12 protein-coding genes are annotated in these 16548 nt (G+C 34.6%); all 12 read left to right on the top strand.

Features of this window, described 5'->3' with window-relative positions:
* Positions 1-219 precede the first annotated feature (219 nt).
* The 12 genes from PTQ21_RS27895 to PTQ21_RS27840 all read left to right on the top strand — a co-directional run bounded on the left by PTQ21_RS27895 (position 220) and on the right by PTQ21_RS27840 (position 16350).
* On the top strand, positions 220-426 hold the full coding sequence (locus PTQ21_RS27895; RefSeq protein ID WP_274567864.1) for a hypothetical protein: 207 nt from the start codon (positions 220-222) through the stop codon (positions 424-426).
* Positions 423-1379, top strand: a complete 957-nt coding sequence (locus tag PTQ21_RS27890) for a hypothetical protein (protein WP_274567863.1) — start codon at positions 423-425, stop codon at positions 1377-1379. Before PTQ21_RS27895 ends, PTQ21_RS27890 begins: the two co-directional genes overlap by 4 nt.
* A 4-nt stretch (positions 1380-1383) precedes the next feature.
* Positions 1384-1872 (top strand): hypothetical protein, encoded by a 489-nt coding sequence (locus PTQ21_RS27885; protein ID WP_274567861.1) that lies wholly within the window; start codon positions 1384-1386, stop codon positions 1870-1872.
* The gene (locus tag PTQ21_RS27880; protein WP_274567860.1) at positions 1859-3886 is read left to right on the top strand and encodes a coiled-coil domain-containing protein; all 2028 of its coding nucleotides are present in this window, start codon (positions 1859-1861) and stop codon (positions 3884-3886) included. Before PTQ21_RS27885 ends, PTQ21_RS27880 begins: the two co-directional genes overlap by 14 nt.
* 1308 nt (positions 3887-5194) lie before the next feature.
* Positions 5195-6715 (top strand): SAVED domain-containing protein, encoded by a 1521-nt coding sequence (locus tag PTQ21_RS27875; RefSeq protein WP_274567858.1) that lies wholly within the window; start codon positions 5195-5197, stop codon positions 6713-6715.
* Positions 6716-6734: 19 nt separating this feature from the next.
* Positions 6735-7859, top strand: a complete 1125-nt coding sequence (locus PTQ21_RS27870; RefSeq protein ID WP_274567857.1) for an SMODS domain-containing nucleotidyltransferase — start codon at positions 6735-6737, stop codon at positions 7857-7859.
* On the top strand, positions 7856-9685 hold the full coding sequence (locus tag PTQ21_RS27865) for a ThiF family adenylyltransferase (RefSeq protein ID WP_274567856.1): 1830 nt from the start codon (positions 7856-7858) through the stop codon (positions 9683-9685). The genes PTQ21_RS27870 and PTQ21_RS27865 overlap by 4 nt, the downstream gene beginning before the upstream one ends.
* Positions 9685-10182 carry an MPN domain-containing protein gene (locus tag PTQ21_RS27860; RefSeq protein ID WP_274567855.1) on the top strand — a complete coding sequence of 166 codons (498 nt, stop codon included), beginning with the start codon at positions 9685-9687 and terminating at the stop codon, positions 10180-10182. Before PTQ21_RS27865 ends, PTQ21_RS27860 begins: the two co-directional genes overlap by 1 nt.
* 293 nt (positions 10183-10475) lie before the next feature.
* Complete coding sequence (locus PTQ21_RS27855) at positions 10476-11531, top strand: DUF4238 domain-containing protein (RefSeq protein WP_274567854.1); 1056 nt, start codon at positions 10476-10478, stop codon at positions 11529-11531.
* A 712-nt stretch (positions 11532-12243) separates the two neighbouring features.
* Positions 12244-12768 (top strand): AlbA family DNA-binding domain-containing protein, encoded by a 525-nt coding sequence (locus tag PTQ21_RS27850; RefSeq protein ID WP_274567853.1) that lies wholly within the window; start codon positions 12244-12246, stop codon positions 12766-12768.
* Positions 12769-13305: 537 nt separating this feature from the next.
* Positions 13306-14589 (top strand): hypothetical protein, encoded by a 1284-nt coding sequence (locus PTQ21_RS27845; RefSeq protein ID WP_274567852.1) that lies wholly within the window; start codon positions 13306-13308, stop codon positions 14587-14589.
* 561 nt (positions 14590-15150) lie between these two features.
* Positions 15151-16350, top strand: a complete 1200-nt coding sequence (locus PTQ21_RS27840; protein ID WP_274567851.1) for a hypothetical protein — start codon at positions 15151-15153, stop codon at positions 16348-16350.
* The last annotated feature ends 198 nt before the right edge of the window (positions 16351-16548 follow it).

Genomic DNA, 16548 nt, shown 5'->3' with positions numbered 1-16548 from the left:
GGTATCGACGCTGTACTAAGTACGACCATTGGGGAGTTTAGATTCTAGAGTTTATAGAGAGTGCTGTCTTTTACTTTTCCTTGTATTCTCACTGTATCCCCTCTATATATAAGTGTAATTGTTATGCGCTTACTAAATGTTATTAACTGATTGTTCTTTTAGTTTTTAAATGGTAATATAAGGTTTCGAAGGGAATGTTTTAGGTGAGGAGCTGAGATAATGACTGCTACAGTGCCTCGTGAAAATGAACAACTTTTTTTTGTCGATAACGAAGTGATTATTGTGAAGGTATATCCAACTTTTCAATTAGCAAAAGTTCGTTATCCTAGCTCTATGGATACGTTCATGGTGGATTTCCATGTATTACAGCGAGACGCTGAAGAAAGAAGTTCTTTATCAATATCATTATTAGGTGGGGTCGTATGATTCTAAAGTTTATAGACACTCCTTTAGACGGAAAGTCTTGGGAAAAATTAATTAATTCATGTTATAGGACAAAGTTTCAAGATGAGCATTTTACAGAAATACCTGCTGTTCATGGTGGTGATGCTGGTATTGAGGGTTTTACACGAAGTGGAAGGGTTTACCAATGTTACTGTCCAGAACGTAGTTACACAGATGATGAGTTACATGACCACTTAAGAGATAAAATGACCAAAGATATTGGTAAGCTGATATCACCTAAGTATGCCGATAGATTGAAGGGGTTGGGTGTGCCTGTGATTAAAGAATGGCATTTTGTCATTCCTGAATATAAAGATTCAAGGATCATATCACATGCAGAAAACAAGCGCAAAGAAGTTATAGCATTAAAGAATTCAGACCCGAGCAATTATGAGTACATAGGTGACGACTTTATTATTGTGATAAAACAGGCAGAAGATTTTAAGGTGGAGATATCCAGAATAATAAGAACAACTTTGACGGATATGCAACTTAATATTGCAATTCACCATACAACGACTGATCCAGATTGGTCACAATGTGATTCAGAAAAAGTTGAGAACATCAAAAGAAAAGTAAAGGCTGTTAGAGGTGATGATGATGAATCTGATGAGGACTATAAAGAACTTGTAAATATGTATATTAATTCGTACATCAATGGCTTGGAAATTTTAAAAGTATTAAGAGTATCGTATGCTGAAGTTTACGAGGATATATTTACTTTAGAGCAATCATACAAAAAGGAAGTAGCCTTTAAAACTAGGATGAATACTAACAGATCAATAAATGCGCAACTTTTTAACGAGATTTTAGATGATTTTCAAAAAAAATTGGAACAGTTTAAATATCTAAATATAGCATCGATTATGGAATTAAAGCTTGACCTTATCAGTGGATGGCTTGCTGATTGTTCCATGCAATTCAGAAGCAGGTGAGTAGATGATGAATGATAAAAACTATATTATAGCAGACGAAATCGTATTTGAAGCTAAACCAGATGCTGTACCTTATAACTATCGGATAAGCTATAAGATTGCTCAATTATGCTTAATTATGGATATGTGTAGTCGTGGTGGTTGTTCCTTATTAAAGTTACACATGATTTCAATTGGGCTTAGTACAAAACAAGATATGGAAATTTTGAAAGATTTGGCATACGATCGTCATATAAATTACACTGTGGTTCGCTTTGACCCAGCAGTAAATCATGCTATACGATTTGCAGTTGCTGATGGGTTAATTGTTCAACAACAAAATGGCTTATATAAGCTTAATAAGATAGGAAAAAATTATGTTAGAAATATCATTAAGGACAAGCAATTAATGAAGGATGAAAAAAGATATTTAGCTTCTTTGTCAACGATGCTAACTGAAGAGAAAATTAAGGCTCTTACATCTTTGTGGAGGTATTCCAGTGCTGAGAATTAATCGATTAAAAATTCAAATTAATACAACTAATGGTCTATACGGATATGATGAATTATTTACGGATGGATTAAATATATTGGCTAGTGAAGACAACACAAGTGGTAAAAGCTCTGTTATTGCTGCTATTTATTATTGTCTAGGTTTTGAAGAAATCATTGGTGGAAAAGGTGAAAAAGTACTTACAGCAGTCTATAAGACAGCTATTGAAGAGGGAGAAGAGGTTTGGCCAGTCGTAGAGTCAGGAGCTTATCTTGAGATTTATAATGGAAAAGAAAAAATTACAATTTACCGTGCTGCTACGATGGAAGGTAGAGATAACAAGCTTATTACCGTTTATCACAGTGAAATGAATAATATCAAAAAGGCAGGTATACTAATTGAAGATATGTATGTTCATATGCCAAATTCAGCAATAAATGTGAAGGGATTTCACACTTTTTTAGAAGGTTTTTTACATATTGAGCTTCCATTAGTGCCAGCTGCTGATGATGGGACAAAAAAACTATACTTACAATTGATTTTCTCTGCAATGTTTATCGAGCAAAAAAATGGTTGGTCAAATATTATGTCAGGGATGCCGTTTTTAGGGATAAGAGAGTCCAAAAAGCGTGTATTAGAGTTTTTATTACGTCTGGATACTTTGGAAAATGAGAAAAAGAAAGACTCACTCAGAACGAGAGACAGCAGTATAAAAATTCAATGGAACTCCTTAATAAAAGAGTTAAATATCCTTGTACACAGAGAGGGTTGTGTTCCACATGGGCTTCCGTTGTCTCCTCAAGTACTGTCAGAAGAAGATCTATTACACCTCATCATAAAAAAAGAAGATGTAGAGATTCAAGAATATATTGATGAGCTTCAAGGAGAGTATGGTCATCTTACGTTGTTAAAGCCTAGAGTAGTAGATAATTTTGATGATATCCAAGAAGAACTTAATGCAACCGAAAACTCTATTGAAAGTTTTGAGCGCGAGCTTTATAAAAATAGAGGGTTATTACACGTTGAAAGCATCAGCATTGATAAATTAGTAAACAACCTTGAAATCATTGAGACCGATATTCGAAATAATAAAGATGCAGCTAGATTGCGAAATCTAGGTTCGGAACTAGATTTCGCAACCTCAAAAGATACGTGCCCAGTATGTAGTCAACCTATTCAGGATTCGTTAATACCCCATTCTGGTCATTTGCAAGTCATGAGTATAGATGAAAATATCAGACATTTGAATGCTCAAAAAGAGATGCTCGAATTTGCGCAAATCAGTCATAGAAAAAATAAGGAGAAAATTCAGGAGAGAATTAAACAATTGGAGAATAGTTTACTTACACTTCGTAGTATGGCCAAATCTTTACGGAATGATTTATATTCCATTAATGAAAATATATCAGAATCCATTATTCATAAGAAATTACAGTTAGATGCTGAAATGAATAGTCTCCATCAATTAGTGGAGTACATTAATAAAAAAAAGCAAAAGCTTCGCGACCTATCTGATGATTGGAAAAAGTATCTAGAAGACAAAGCTGACCTTCCAAAAAAGAAATTTTCTGAGTCAGATGAAGATAAAATTAAAATTCTAAGAAAGCATTTTATCAGGAATCTCTCACAATTTGGCTATAAAAGTATACCTAATTTAAATCAAATTGAAATTTCAATGGATTCATATCTCCCTGTTATCGAGGGGTTTGATATGAAGTTTGATTCTTCTGCGAGTGATAATATAAGAGCGATATGGTCTTTTGTACTATCGCTACTAGAAACATCTAACGAAAAATCAGGAAATCACCCAGGGATTCTTATCTTTGATGAACCTGCTCAACATAGTATCGTTAGTAGTGATGTAGAGAAGTTTTTTAACCACATCATTAAGTTTAAGAATAGTCAGGTAATTATTGGAATGACAATAAGAGATAGTGATACACGGCAGACTATCAATAAGTTACCTTCAGGCAGCTTTAATCTGATTAAAGTGCCGTACAAAGCCTTTGAAAAATTCTCAACTGAAAATGAATAGAAATTATGAATGGTTGGAATCCTGTCTATTTTGGTAATATTGATTCAAATGAAAAAGATAATGAGGGTTCGTGCTAAAGTCTAATTAGGCAGTATAAGCCTACTATGCTAAACGTTGTTGTGTTGAACGGTAAGTGTACAATATAATGACTGCTACACTAGAGGAAAGGTTGAAGTCCATCTGATTACTGAGCGTTCGTTAAACATCGATAATCTGCCTGTATTCTTCGAAATTATTAACCTTTTGATCTACGATGGCTGCATTACAGATTCTCCCCCATAGGATTACATTGTTCCATTCAAAGTCGCTATTGTAGCGGCTTTTTTTTTAAGAAAGCAAGTCTATACAAGTTTGTCTTGAGCAAGCGGGATAAGTGGTTCCAAATCCTCGGCGGCAACATAGGTGACTTTGATGGTGCGAGTTTATATACAAACTCAGGGTTACCACTTTTCAAAAACTGATCTACAAATGGTAGGAGTGAAGGCTGGTAAATCGCCCTATTTTACATTGCGAATTACCGATTTTAGCACAGGACAAGTTCACTATAGTAAAGACTGTTACAGAAAATGTTTAAGGGGAAAGTTATAATATAAGCAATGCAATACCAGGGAGAACTTATCAAGTGGTTCTTGAATCGCATACTAACAATGATTGCGATGGAGGATTCTGGATACGGTAGACGGCTAAGCTTATCAATAATACTATATAAAATAAATGATGCCACTACGATATTCGTGTAATGGCATCACTTATTTTACTACTTAAGTGTGGTGGCATAATTTAGCAGTGTGTTTTTATCAAAATATATACTAGTCAATTCAAACAGGATATCATCTTTAATCCAGTCATGCTTCTGCCAGATCTGTTTCTGAATGGGTTGTAAAAGTATTTAATATCCCCTTTAATTATGATCTTGGTTTTATCAGATTGATGGATTTCTTGTCCCTTATAATCGCTCTGCGCTTACTGGAGACACATTGACCAATAGCGATCTGCAGCTAAAAGTGGTGGTGCACCAGCCATTCTACAAATTTTCCATGCAGGTAATAAAGCTATATTTAAATTGATACCCAATTCAGATGTCGTGAGTTTCGAGTGCAAACTGGTTGCCTACTGTTAAGATCAACAGAAAAAATAACAGGAGACGACCGCCAACTTGAGAGATCAATAACTTTTTTTGAATTTTATGTGACTTCAAAGAACTGAATATCATGAAACTGGAAATCATAATTGAAAATGATTAATTTGTATGGGATAATACAATTAGGGAACATAAGTTCTTTAATCTTATAATAGGATTGTGGTAAAATGGGTAAAGCTATTGATGCTATAAATGCTGGTCTGACTTATCAGAATTTGTATTTTTGGGTATTTGCTTCCGAATTGCTACATAAAGAATCCAACATTCGAATCGTATCATATGAAGATGATCGGGTTAAATCTCTCGATGATGTTGTAGTTGAATATGTTAAACCAATTGCAGGCGATTATGGTATTGATGATGAAATTACGATGGATTTTTACCAAGTTAAGTATCATGTTAAGAATACAGAACAGATTGAATTGCTGGACCTCATTAACCCTTCATTTATTAACGCTTCGACACACTCATTTTTACACAGAGTTCGGGATGCTATAAAGCAAGGATACACCAAAGCTCGATTCCATCTACTAACTCCATGGAACATTCAAAAAGGTGATCTCTTAGAAAAGTTGTTGGATAATCATCACAATAAGTTGAATTTAGATTTATTCTTCGACGGAAGACAGAGAAGTAAAATTGCACTGGCTCGAAAATCTATGATAGAACAACTCGAGCTTCGTGATGAGGATGAATTGCGACAAATCCTTAGAAGTATTCGTATTCAACATAGTAAACCAGGTATCTCAATAATGATTAAAGAACAACTAAACACAAAATTAATGCTGGCTGGCCTTAAGCCAATTGATGCAACGATTCTTGTCAACCCATATAATGATTTAATTGTCAATTGCGCCAGTAAAGGGAGTAAAAAATTTAACAAAGATAATCTTCTCAGATTATGTAAAAAAGAGAGGCTATACTCAGGACGACCTTTGATTCTAACCGATGAAATTCCAGTCGGAATAAGAAGTTTTATTCCTTTTACTGAAACTCTAGCAGAAGAGACTAGCCATCTACTTTGTCTAAGTGACCATTTTGATGAACGACTAATCAAAGTGGACCGCAGCTGGATTGCTGATATTGCACCAAAACTAAAGGGATTCATACAAGAAGTTTTTTCACCAGGTAGTGCCTACTTAATTCAATTTAATACACATCTCTCTATAACATTTGTTTCAGGATTGATACTTAATCCTAAATCTGGAGTGAAGGCATTTCCAGTACAACGTGGTGATGGATTGATGGCTTGGATACCAGATATACATTTTGATAAAGAACCTGACTACACAAGCTTCAATGAAGAGTTTTCAGATAATCAATTAAATCAAGGGGATACAGTAGTTGCAATTAGTGTAACCCGTAATGTTAAATCTCATGTTGAATGGTATGTAGAGGATAGGAATCTTCAAGTACAGGCTTTCTATCATTTTTGTATGCCTTCAGAGGGATTTAAAGCTATAAAAGATGGTACTCACGCTTGGTTGCTTGCAGAGCAAGTCATTAAGGTGCTTGATCGACGTAACCCACGCCAAAGAAAAGGAAAAGTTCACTTTTTTATTGCTGCGCCGGGTGGATTTGTTTTCTTCCTTGGTCAACAAGCAGCTAATATACCTGGAATAGAGCTATATGAACATGATTTATCAGGAGATGGATCATATCATTCTTCGTTTTCACTCCCACTCTAACTAAAATGGAGGTCATTTTATGAATATTCCTACCTACTTTGCAAGATTTCTTAAAGAAATTCGATTAACAGAGAATCAAGTGGATGATCTTATTAAAGGCCACACAACGCTAAGAAATCGATTAGAAGAAGATGAAGAAATATCTAAAATTATCGTGAGTACATTTCTCCAAGGGAGTTATCGAAGATCTACAGCTGTTCGTCCAAAAGGAGAGAGTCGTTCGGATGTCGATGTCATTGTGGTAACTAAACTGAGTATGGAGGAATACAGCAATCCAGAAGATGCTCTTCAAAAATTTGTTCCTTTTATGGAGAAACACTATGCAGGTAAATATGAAATTCAGGGACGTTCAATTGGAATATCATTAAGTTATGTAGATCTAGATGTTGTTATTACTGCAGCTCCTTCAGAAAGTGAAGAAGGGATATTAGAATCTAATAGTGTAACCGACTTACGATCTTTGGAAGATATTGAAACCTGGTCATTGAAGAAATCTTGGGAAGTTCTTAATGAAACAATGGATTCAAGTTCTGTTCTAAAAACATATTCAAATGTGAACGAACCTGAATGGAAATCAGTTCCTCTTTGGATTCCGGATAGAGAGGCAGAAGAGTGGAAACAAACCGACCCTCTTGCTCAAATAAAATGGACCCAAGAAAAAAACAAATCTTGTAATCGTCACTATGTTAATGTCGTTAAGGCTCTAAAATGGTGGCGCAGACTAAATAATGTTCCTAAATATCCCAAAGGGTACCCCTTTGAACATTTAATAGGGATGTGTTGTCCAGATGATATTCAAAGTGTAGGACAAGGAGTCACTGAGGTTTTAGAGAAAATTGTAAGTGACTACTCCACTAAACCTATTATGCCTGACCACGGTGTTCCTGATCATGATGTAATGGCAAGAGTTTCGGATGAGGAATATAAAGATTTCTATGAAATTATTAAAGAAGCTGCAGTAATTGCAAGAAAAGCTACTGATGCAACTACTGTTAAAGAAAGTGCGGAAGCTTGGAATGAGTTGTTTGGATCGAAATTTAAGTTGCCTGAGACTTCAAACAGTATCAGTAAGGAAAGTTCAGGTAGCTTCTCTGCAAGGGTAGATCATATTCCTGATGAAATCAAAGGTGGAAGGTTTGGATGACTGAGAAAAATATTTTGCCAGAACCGATTAGTTTTGCATGTAGTCATCTAGAAGTTTTGGAAGGATACGAACAGTTAGAGGATATGTTTTGGTTTGAAAAATTAGAAAGTTGGGTACTTCACTTCAGCATAATAGTACCTGAAGTTAACCAATCCTCTATTTCTTTATCCACTCAATGGTATATGCTAATAGATCCCCTTTATCCAAGGGGGTCTATTAGCATATATCCTGATAAAAATAGAAGTATCATAAATACGTATCACCATCAAAATGAGAACATTGCAACAGAAGATTACCCTTGGAGATGGGGGAAGATTTGTACTGATTGGGATAACGGGAACTTGGATAGGTTGTCTGATAATGAAGAACTGTTAGATGCTGAACACCGAATTTATTGGCATGTTGAACGTCTTAAATTGTGGATTGTGGCAGCTTCAAATGGTTCTTTGATGAAGGAAGGCGATCATTTCGAACTTCCTCATATCTCATTTACAAGGAAAATGACAGAAAAAATCGTTTTTGCTGAGGAGTATCAACATCTTAATAATTGGAATTCGGTTAAGTCGAGATCAGGTTTACTTTCTCTAAGAGCAATAAAACAATTCCCCGATATTATTTTTGTCTCACAACTTGTAAATAATAAAAGTGAAGTGGTACAGAGTTATGACTGGGGTAAACTATTTGACGTTTCCTCTGATACTGAACAATATTATGGTGTCTGGTTACTACTGCATTCCCACCCTACACTAAGTTCATGGTCATATCCCAAGACAATTGAGGAATTGGATTTTGTCTGTAGACTTCAACAAATAGATCTCTGGAAAGAGGTCTATGATTCAATGCATACATTTAGAGAACGTGATAGAAACTTCATATTAATTGGTTTCCCCATTCCTCAAATAATTGGACAAGAAAATCAAGTTTTACATTGGATAGCTATAGAAATACCAAAGCTCAGTAAAAAAGTAAAGAAAGTGAAAGGTTTTAGGAAAGTTAACGACTATTATTTCCTAATAGATCGCTTGAATGAGCTAAAGCCAAGTAAGGAGTTGAGGTACCTTCCTACAGAAAATTGGAGCAAAGAGGCAATTCTAAGTAGAGGAAGTTTGAATAAGGAAATGCAACAGGATAGCATATTTTTAATAGGTGCTGGTGCATTGGGCTCAGCAATTGGCGAACTACTTTCTCGCACGGGAGTTTCAAAGATTACAATTTGTGATGAAGATACATTGAAAATAGGAAATCTGTCTAGGCACATACTTGGTCTAGAATATTTGTCCTCAAATAAAGCTGAATCCTTATCATTTAGAATCAACAAAAATAATTTGCACATTAGATCATCAGCTATTACAAGTCGGTTCCCGAATATTAATGAAGAAGAGGTGGATTGTTTAGAAAATCACGATGTTGTTATTGATACAACCGGTAGCGATACAGTTATTAACCATTTAAATTTGTTTGATTGGACACTCCCTAAAAGGTTTATTTCTATTTCACTTGGATTCGGGGCTAAAAGAATGTTTTTATTATTATCCAATAAGCACCCTTTTCCACGGAAAACATTCTTTGAATTTCTCCAGCCTTGGTTAGCTTTAGAACGAGAAGAGAATAAGGATACAGTATTACCAAGAGAAGGAATCGGATGTTATCACCCTCTATTCCCAGCTCGATTAGATGATATATGGACTATGGCCGGATTAGCTATCAAAGAAATGGAAGCTTGGTGGCCAGATTCGTTTGGTTCTAACATATTCGCTGTTTATGAGCATCAACAGTTTAATGGAATGCCGGCAGGGGTCATTTTAAAACAACGAGAGGTGTTTTAATGCTTCTTCATCGATATCGTGATCCAAATGGAACGTTTGAAGTGGAATTTGAAGATAACGTGTTAACACGATTGCTCGGACAATGTATATGTTTTGGGAAGTTAGAGACTGGCGGTATCCTAGTGGGTTATTACGATGATATGTTACAAAAAGCGATAATTGTCCAGGGAAGTGGCGCGCCGAGAGATTCTAAGCACACAAGGACTCGGTTTTATAGAGGAGTCGATGGTCTCAAAGATTGGCTTGAAGAAGTGTGGAGAATAGATAAAGCTTATTATTTGGGAGAATGGCATTTCCATCCCTTTGCTTCAAGTAAAATGAGTTCAATTGACCGTGTTCAAATGAATAAAATTTCAGCTGATAAAACAATTCACTGTCCAGAACCAGTATTGTTAATCATTGGTGGTGATCCTAGCAGCATATTCTCTATTAGTCTTACCGTATTTAATGGTGAGCAGCCGGTAGACCTTACAGAACATACGGTTGAATTAATTTAAATAGTGTGTAACAAGTGTTTGTGCATCTTCTTAGAATACTGGAAACTATTTGTTAGTATCAATATTATAAGAAGATGCATTTTTATGTCTTGAATAGAAAATTATAAGCTTCGTCAAGTTAGTTCTTTGGTGCCTTATGTGTGTGTTTATGTCAAAATGTAATGCTTTGTTGAGCTAACGGGTAGATTAGTTACATATTATAATTAAGTCATTAAATTTACTGATTTTGTTGACTTTTTGAAAGCTAGTTGCGCTGAGATGGAGATTATATAAAACATGATAAGGAGATAATAATGGATACTGAAGCAATATATCATCATCTTACTCCTCAAACCTATATGAAGGCCTGGAAGCATGGGAAATCGTCAATCTATGTTGTGAAAAAAGGAAGCGACGGTATAGGGGAAGAAAAGAACACCAAAAGATTTGCAGGGATTGATGATTATCATACAATTAGAGCAGGCTCTCTTAGTGGTAACGATAAAGATTTCGAATATTTTTTTGAACCATTGAAAGAATATGTTGTTAAATTGGACGGTAATACATTGGAAAATCCAAGAGATATGAATCTAAACTTTTATAAATTCGATGAATGGATTATTTCTGACTTGAAAGACAATCTAGTTTCAGATGAAGTAAAACGATTGCTTAGGAGTACTGTACGTTTAAGAACAAGAAAAGATATTGAAAGAAATTGGGATCGTAACTATGAAAATTATTGGAACTCAATTCATAAAGAAATTAAGGAGGTAGTATCGTCAACTGATGCTTATTCATCAACTACATTAAAAAGAGACGATCTAATTAAGTTTATGGTTTCCCTTGAATGGCGAACGAAACCTTATCATCCAGTTTTACAAAAAGCATTGGATTCAGTCTTACAATACAACTCTTTTAGTATCGACTTTAAATCAATCGGAATTCCAAAAGAAGAACGGTTATTACCATTTTTAGAGACATTATATGATGAATATGCTCATAGTTATATATTGAAATTATATCGTCAATTTCTTAATGGGACTGGAGTGATCATGGATGAGGTTAATACATTTGTTAATGAGTCAACCATTGTTTTCTTAAGAGCTCCTAATAATGGAGAATTCATAACCAGTGATAATCCTGTTTGTAGATATACTAATCTTGTAGGCAAAATCGAGTATATCTTCCCTGTAGATCCCAATATTGCTTGTACATTATTAAAAGGCCCTCATATGAATCAATATTTAGTAAGAGATCTTACAAAAGATGAGCTTATTGTTTACAACAATAGGTTAAAAGACAATTGCAACGATGGTTATATTCTACGTGTGCAAGATCATGAAATGTATTTTGGTAATGGGAAAAAATAAATTTGTCACTATAAATATGTAAGATATTAAATGAACAGGATAGATTCATTAATTCTAACTGGAAGGAATCATTTAACAAAAAATGTTTGGCATTCTGCAGGCTGCTCCTTTTTTCGTTAAGTTGAAGAGCAAATAAGTAAGCTGAGAAATTTATTCGTTAAGGAAGTATATTATTCGCTTATTGAATGAAAGAAAAACTTTATTTAAAGAGGATTACCAAGAGCATGCTGAACTTAATAATACCTTTAAAGAAAATAAATATTGGTTTATAATTCAGTGTAACTTATGTAAAGAACTTTCTTAGAAAATATTCTTGAAAACAGAGGATTCTTATTTTCATTGATAATAAAAAGTATGGAACAATGGATTTGGAGGAAGGACTTTAGTCTGTAAATGGCAGATTCTAATCAGTTACTCCCTTATCTATCCTGTTCTATCCATGCGGCGGGAACACGGAGTCTGCCTATTGCCCTATATTTGTTAAAGCTACGTATGAAATATAAAGTCATCTTCGATTGTTTTGCTGAAGATTATTTCAAATACATATAAAGAGCTAATGATAGCTAAGGGGTGTATTTAATTCTTACATAAGGAAGGATTATCAGAATGTCATTATTTTATAAAGCTTAACCAAATAAAGCCCAGTGATATTGAGTCTCTAATTGGAGAACTACCTGCAAAAGAAGGTCAGCAAATTGATTATAAGAGGGAATTGATTAGAGCTGAACAATTATGTGAGGCAGTGATTTCATTTGCAAATTCGCAAGGTGGTGACTTAATAATTGGAGTGAATGAGGAGGAGGGAGTGCCAATTCGACTCGTTGGAGTTGAATGTAAAGATATAGACAAGGAGAAGTTAAGATTACTCGAAATTTTTCGAAGTCGAATCGAGCCCAGGATCACTAATATCGAGACTGAATTCATTGAAATTGAAGTATTAAAGTACGTGATAGTAATACGTACACAAAGGAGCTGGCTCCGTCCGCACAGATGTAGTCACAACTCGAAATTTTTTGCTCGTCAGTCGAACGGTAAATACGAATTGGATGTGCAACAACTTCGTCAGATGTTTTTAGGGAGTTCTGGATTTAAAGTAAAGTATGGTAACTTCCATGTAGAACGAGTTGCTTATCATATAGACAAGATCAACAGAAATTCATTTTCACTTCTTCATTTTGTTCCGGTAACGGCTTTTGAAAATTCAAATGTAGTTGATTTATCAGGGTATTTAATCTAATTAGGACAACGCCCTTGGGAACTTCAAATGATAATAAACGCATTAACTTTACCGGAGTGTATTCTGAATCAAATGATAGAACATGTAAATTCCAGCTATTCAGAGATGGTATCATAGAGCATTCATCAACCAGGGTTATTCAAGATAAAAGAATTATGGGGAGTAAACTTTACGACTCGTTGAGTAAGACATTTGCATATTCACTTCAAAATTATATTTCATTAGGGATTAGAGAACCTTTATATATATAATGGTTTCCCTGTACGGGGGAGAGGAATTAATTCTATCGGATATTGATCCCTTCTATACTGGAATTGATTTACTTCCGTATGAATCGGATAAGATGATTTTCCCTGAAATTTTTATAGAAGATTTGAATGAAGTGAATATTGCTGAAGTAATCAGACCAATCATGAATGCATTATGGAATGCATATGGTTTTTCAAGCTACCCGATAAGTTGAAATAATAAATCAAAAAAGAGCACAAATATAACACAAAAGTAGGCTTTCTACATAATAGATAAGGAAGTGATTCGGTGGATTTTTCGATTGAATACGTTTCTGAGAAAATATATCATCCTAAATCGAAAGAATATTTTCAAGAAGTTATTAGTTCTTACCACAATGGAAATTACCGTTCTGCATTAGTAATGTTATATTCTGTAACCATTTGCGATTTGCTTTATAAAGTAACAGACTTAAAGGAACTATATAATGACCAAACTGCTATTTCTATTATGAGTGAAGTAGAAGCACTGCAAAAAGCTAATTCAAAATCGTCTGAATGGGAAACAAAGTTAGTAGATTTGATTCAGGATAGAACGTCCTTAATCAATGTTGCAGAAAAGCAACATATTGAAAATCTAAGATTAAATCGCCACTTATCTGCACATCCTGTAGTGAATGAAAATTATATCTTGTACGCTCCGAACAAGGAGTCGGTTAGGGCGCACATTAGGAACATTCTTGAAAGTGTGTTAATTAAGCCCCCTCTTTTGTCTAAAAAAATTACAATTGAGTTGCTTGAGGATTTAGCTAGATTAGATGGGGCATTGTTAGATGATCAAAGATTAAAAAGGTATTTGGAAACAAAGTACTTACGACACTTTGTCCCTGAAGTTGAATCTAAGGTCTTCAGAGACTTTTGGAAAATGGTGTTCAAGACAGAGAATGATGAAACAACTAAGTATAGAGATTTAAACTACCGAGCCTTAAAAATAATGTATGAAAGAAACCATGTGAATCTTTTAACACAAATTAACAATGAAAAAAATTACTACAGTGATATTACACTAGGCGTCCCAATAGAGTATCTGATAAGTTTTCTTACTCTGTATAACGGCGTATACAATGCACTCAATGAAGCTTGCAAAGCTTTAATTGAAAGGACTGTCGAAAATAGTAGAAGTTTACTCATTTCTGCTTGGTTTTTGCAGGATAATATAGAAAGGCATATTGATTATGTGAAGTCTACAATGGTTTCTGAGTTAGGTAACTATCTTGATGTAGAACGAATAAGAGATCTAATAATAATTGCTGAAGACCAGGGATTGCAAAATAAAGTATACGAACTCAACATAGCTATTTTTGCTAACAGTTATAATTTTGACCAAGCTGATTATAATTATAGCCAATTTATTAAACCTTATATTAAAAAATTCAATAAAGATAATATATTATCTTTGTTAAAAGAAGCAAACGGTAGTTCCCAAATATACAATCGTTCAAGAAAACGAGAGGAATCTGAAGAGATTAAAGAAGTTGTGATTCAAATCCTTGGAAATGATTTTGATTTGAGTGAGTATTCTAGGTACTTTTGATTCGTGGACTAAGAATTAATGCTTTGTTTTTAACGAGTGTTTTCCTAGCGGAATATATCTAGTAGTTAAAGTATCATGTGGGGAGAATTGCGATTTGGTTCAAATTGTAGGGAGCCATCCTAAAAATACTTATGATGGGGCGTTATTTTTAAACAATGAACATGACTTTGAATTCTTTTATAAGTAAGGAACGAAAAAAATGAAGTCAACCGCTGTTGCGGTTGGCTTCATTTTTTTATCTTATAACTATCGTTGTCTGATTTCAACATAAAATATTCATTTTGTCTATTAATGTTATATAATTGTGTTTTTGTGCTTTTTCAACGCTGACATCAAATTATTGCATGTCAATTAGGACAATGATTTGATATTTTCAATTTGAAACAACAAGCAGTTTTGTATAAGTGTTATATACTCACTCCTCAGTATATATGTAAAAGGAATGATTTTTAATGCTTTAAAAAGTTAAAGGAGAATTCAGTAACTAATGCTATTATGTATAAATTTTGAATTAGATAAAGACAATACAACAGAAAACCAATAATAAAAGAAGGTAGGGTGATGGGAAGATGGGAAGAGGCAACGCGTGGAGTAAAAGAAGTAGTTAAACCGGCATACGATGCACTTGTTGGTGGCTATAAGGGGGCAACAGATATTCTTCAATCATGTAGCGAGGCAGCATTAGCGCGAACACCAAGATTGATTCTTGATACAGTAATATCTCCATATATATCGTATATTCAGATTTTAAATAAATACCGAATTATACCTTCGGATTTAATCGATGATATATGGAATTCGATATTTAGAAAAGTTAAACAAGATCCTGATCCTCGTCTATATCGGGTGACAAATCCCGGTCCAGCTGCTCGAGGGGAGGAAGCCTATAATCTTGTAAGGGTACCGAAATCAGATTCCTTAAACGATTACCCGTACATATTTATATATGGGATGGAAAATGATAATAGCGAAAAAGATTCTTTGGATTTTTATAAAGCTTTTGAGAAAACTGCTAATATGTTTACAAACAGCCATACAAATTATGACCACGTCAGCATATATATTCTTGCATATGATAGTAAATTATCTGATGAGAAGAAGACTTTAGTGCAAAAAGCAATTGAAAGTATTTTCGGCACATTTCCTGGAGGAGTACCTTTTGATTTGTACACATCAGTAGTTTGGCGTGAATTGGAAAGAAGAGCTAGAGTTTCTGGGGATTATCTTAGTACTAATTTCTTAAGTAAAATGTCTAATTACTCACAAGGCCGAGTCTTCACTCATTCACTGGGGTGTTACGTCTTTGCACATGCTGCGCATCTATTAAATGCCGACAGGCCTCTTTTTGCGAGCGGGTTCTGCATGGCTGCAGCGTTACCTTCAAATGCTTTTGCACCTAATGGGGAATTTTATAATGCTCCAAAGGCTATTGCTATTGGAGATAGCCATGGTACTTATGGAACGACTGTGTGGTTCTCGATGCTTGACTCTATTCTCATGTTAGCTTATCCCGCAGCTACTTTTTATACAGCATTAGGGCAAACGGGTTCTCTTCAATCGAATTCAGTGCTCGTTATAGATTTGGATGTAACTGCGTGTGTAGGTGAGGCACATATGATTAAACAAGATTATTTCAAAAAAGCAGGCAAAGATATCAGGAGACTTCTTCGTACCGAATTATGGTCAGAAACTCCACAATGTTCTGTCTTTATTCCAGGATACGGCTACCCAGAATCATTAATGAAAATTACCAGTAATTAGATACCTATATGAGGGACAAAATCATGATCTCATTGAAAGTCGCTAATTAGCGGCTTTTTTATTTTTTTGGGACAAGTTCTTGTCCCAAGCCAAGGACAGTAACCTGATACGATTACCGATTAGACTTATACCTGATCAATTTTCGCCCGTAACTTATTAAGCTAACGGGCAGATAAGAAGCTTATAGATCATGAGTGT

It is taken from the genome of Paenibacillus marchantiae, assembly GCF_028771845.1.
Classification (GTDB): domain Bacteria; phylum Bacillota; class Bacilli; order Paenibacillales; family Paenibacillaceae; genus Paenibacillus; species Paenibacillus marchantiae.
This window is presented reverse-complemented; position numbering and strand designations above follow the sequence as displayed.

Excerpts from the sequence above, each read along its gene's own strand:
- PTQ21_RS27875 (WP_274567858.1), top strand. The coding sequence starts at position 5,195 with ATGGGTAAAGCTATTGATGCTATAAATGCTGGTCTGACTTATCAGAAT.
- PTQ21_RS27885 (WP_274567861.1), top strand. The coding sequence starts at position 1,384 with ATGATGAATGATAAAAACTATATTATAGCAGACGAAATCGTATTTGAA.
- PTQ21_RS27855 (WP_274567854.1), top strand. The coding sequence starts at position 10,476 with ATGGATACTGAAGCAATATATCATCATCTTACTCCTCAAACCTATATG.
- PTQ21_RS27870 (WP_274567857.1), top strand. The coding sequence starts at position 6,735 with ATGAATATTCCTACCTACTTTGCAAGATTTCTTAAAGAAATTCGATTA.
- PTQ21_RS27895 (WP_274567864.1), top strand. The coding sequence starts at position 220 with ATGACTGCTACAGTGCCTCGTGAAAATGAACAACTTTTTTTTGTCGAT.
- PTQ21_RS27890 (WP_274567863.1), top strand. The coding sequence starts at position 423 with ATGATTCTAAAGTTTATAGACACTCCTTTAGACGGAAAGTCTTGGGAA.
- PTQ21_RS27840 (WP_274567851.1), top strand. The coding sequence starts at position 15,151 with ATGGGAAGATGGGAAGAGGCAACGCGTGGAGTAAAAGAAGTAGTTAAA.
- PTQ21_RS27865 (WP_274567856.1), top strand. The coding sequence starts at position 7,856 with ATGACTGAGAAAAATATTTTGCCAGAACCGATTAGTTTTGCATGTAGT.
- PTQ21_RS27860 (WP_274567855.1), top strand. The coding sequence starts at position 9,685 with ATGCTTCTTCATCGATATCGTGATCCAAATGGAACGTTTGAAGTGGAA.